The organism is Streptomyces scopuliridis (assembly GCF_042790125.1).
GTDB classification, from domain to species: Bacteria; Actinomycetota; Actinomycetes; order Streptomycetales; family Streptomycetaceae; genus Streptomyces; species Streptomyces scopuliridis_A.
This window is the reverse complement of record NZ_JBHTZS010000071.1, coordinates 1-2,761: the sequence shown is the minus strand read 5'-3', so window position 1 is coordinate 2,761 and position 2,761 is coordinate 1. Positions and strand designations below refer to the sequence as shown.

The following is a 2,761-nucleotide window of genomic DNA, read 5'->3' as shown; positions in this document are numbered from 1 at the left end:
GCGCGTGTGCACGCGCGTCCCGGAGGCCGTCTGCGACGGTGGACCAGCGGTCGCTACTTCTTGCCGCTGTCCTTGCCGCCCTTGTCCTTGCCCTTGTCCCCGCCGGGACCCATGGACTCGTAGATCTCCTTGCACATCGGACAGACGGGGTACTTCTTGGGGTCACGCCCCGGTACCCAGACCTTTCCGCACAGTGCGACCACGGGAGTGCCGTCGAGGGCACTCGCCATGATCTTGTCCTTCTGGACGTAGTGGGCGAAGCGCTCGTGGTCGCCGTCGCCGTGCGACACCTGTGGTGTCGGCTCCACGAGGGTGCCCGTACCTGCCCCGCGCTCGGGCTCAAGAGTGCTCATAACAGCCAAGGGTACCCACGCCCGGGGGATCCCGGAGGCTCCGGGTCCGCGCACTCCGGAGCCATACGCTCACGCATCGCGCCGACACGCCGACGACACGCCGGGCGGCGACCGCCGGAGCGATCGGCGCGCCGACGGAACACCGGCGGATCACCGACGGCCGGGCAGGGCCGGAAGGACGGTCAGTTGAGGGAGGGATCGTCCGGATATGTGGCGACCATGGCCAGCTCGCTGCGCTGTCTGCGCAGCACCGCCCGCCACAGGCTCTCCGGTCTCGGCGACGACACGTCGCCCGGCTCCGACTCGACGACGTACCAGGCGCCTTCGCGCAGCTCCTCCTCCAGCTGGCCGGGGCCCCAGCCCGCGTAACCGGCGAAGATCCGCAGCGAGCCGAGCGCCCGCGCGAGCAGCTCGGGCGGGGTCTCCAGATCGACGAGGCCGATCGCCCCGTACACCCTGCGCCACCCCAACGGCCCCTCGTCGCCCGGGATCACGGCGAGGCCGAGGGCCGAGTCCAGCGAGACGGGACCGCCCTGGAAGACCACACCGGGCTCGCCCGCCAGCTCACCCCAGGACTCCAGGATGTCCGCGACGCCCACGGGCGTGGGCCTGTTGAGGACCACGCCGAGCGAGCCCTCCTCGTCGTGATCGAGCAGGAGCACCACCGCGCGGTCGAAATTCGGGTCGGCCAGGGCGGGAGTCGCGACGAGCAGCCGCCCTGTGAGCGAGGACACCTCGGTCATGCGAGACATGATCCCGCATATTCGCCGCCCGCGGGGCGCGCCCTGCACAGTGCGCGTGAACGCAGCTCAGGACATACGGCGCGGACAGGACCGCGCGATTTCCCGGAAATCGAAATGGTCACCCTCCGCGAGCGATTCGGAACCATACGTGGCGAGCGGTCGCGATGACCCGTCTTCTCTGTGACGGCCGCTCCCCGGGCCTTATGGGACGGGGGCCCCGGCCCCTTACCCTTTTCCTTGGCCACCTGCCCGCCCACTCCGGAACGCGAGATTCATGACCGGCACAGACGATGTAATGCTTGTCCACGGCGGAACCCCGCTGGAGGGCGAGATCCGCGTCCGCGGCGCGAAGAACCTGGTGCCGAAGGCGATGGTCGCCGCGCTGCTCGGCAGCGGCCCGAGCAGACTGCGCAATGTGCCCGACATCCGCGACGTACGGGTCGTACGGGGACTGCTGCAATTGCACGGCGTGACCGTACGCCCCGGCGACGAACCGGGCGAGCTGGTTCTCGACCCGACCCATGTCGAGAGCGCCAATGTCGCCGACATCGATGCCCACGCGGGCTCGTCGCGCATTCCGATCCTCTTCTGCGGACCGCTGCTGCACCGCCTCGGCCACGCGTTCATCCCGGGCCTCGGCGGCTGTGACATCGGCGGCCGGCCGATCGACTTCCACTTCGACGTGCTGCGCCAGTTCGGCGCGACGATCGAGAAGCGCGCGGACGGCCAGTATCTGGAGGCGCCGCAGCGGCTGCGCGGCACGAAGATCCGGCTGCCGTACCCCTCGGTCGGCTCGACGGAGCAGGTGCTGCTGACGGCGGTACTCGCCGAGGGCGTCACCGAACTGTCCAACGCGGCCGTGGAACCGGAGATCGAGGACCTCATCTGCGTACTGCAGAAGATGGGCGCGATCATCTCCATGGACACCGACCGGACGATCCGGATCACCGGTGTCGACCGGCTGGACGGCTATACGCACCGGGCGCTGCCGGACCGTCTGGAGGCGGCCTCCTGGGCGTCCGCCGCGCTGGCCACCGAGGGCAACATCTATGTCCGCGGCGCGCAGCAGCGCTCGATGATGACGTTCCTCAACACCTACCGCAAGGTCGGCGGCGCCTTCGAGATCGACGACGAGGGCATCCGCTTCTGGCATCCGGGCGGCTCGCTCAACGCCATCGCGCTGGAGACGGACGTACACCCCGGTTTCCAGACCGACTGGCAGCAGCCGCTGGTGGTGGCGCTGACGCAGGCGTCGGGGCTCTCCATCGTCCACGAGACGGTGTACGAGTCACGGCTGGGCTTCACCTCCGCGCTCAACCAGATGGGCGCGCACATCCAGCTCTACCGCGAGTGCCTGGGCGGCTCGGACTGCCGGTTCGGCCAGCGCAACTTCCTGCACTCCGCGGTCGTGTCGGGCCCGACCCGGCTCCAGGGCGCGGATCTGGTCATCCCCGACCTGCGCGGCGGTTTCTCGTATCTGATCGCGGCGCTGGCGGCGCAGGGCACCTCGCGGGTCCACGGCATCGATCTGATCAACCGCGGCTACGAGAACTTCATGGACAAGCTCGTCGAGCTGGGCGCGAAGGTCGAGCTGCCGGGCGGCGCGCTCGTCTGACGCACTGTCACCCCCGTACGCCGTCGGCCCCGCTCTCCCCGGAGCGGGGC

At 69.8% G+C, this 2,761-nt stretch carries 3 protein-coding genes; 1 reads left to right on the top strand and 2 read right to left on the bottom strand.

Going from position 1 to position 2,761, the window contains the following annotated elements; genetic code table 11:
- Positions 1–53 precede the first annotated feature (53 nt).
- A complete protein-coding gene (locus ACFRKB_RS38870; RefSeq protein ID WP_030355120.1) occupies positions 54–353 on the bottom strand; it encodes a DUF3039 domain-containing protein in 300 nt (99 codons plus the stop codon).
- A 182-nt stretch (positions 354–535) separates the two neighbouring features.
- Complete coding sequence (locus ACFRKB_RS38865) at positions 536–1,096, bottom strand: YqgE/AlgH family protein (protein WP_383111296.1); 561 nt, start codon at positions 1,094–1,096, stop codon at positions 536–538.
- A gap of 274 nt (positions 1,097–1,370) precedes the next feature.
- Here ACFRKB_RS38865 and murA point away from each other — a divergent pair, with 274 nt between their 5' ends.
- Entirely contained in the window at positions 1,371–2,711 is a 1,341-nt protein-coding gene (murA, locus tag ACFRKB_RS38860) for a UDP-N-acetylglucosamine 1-carboxyvinyltransferase (RefSeq protein WP_383111295.1), read from the top strand.
- Positions 2,712–2,761 lie beyond the last annotated feature (50 nt).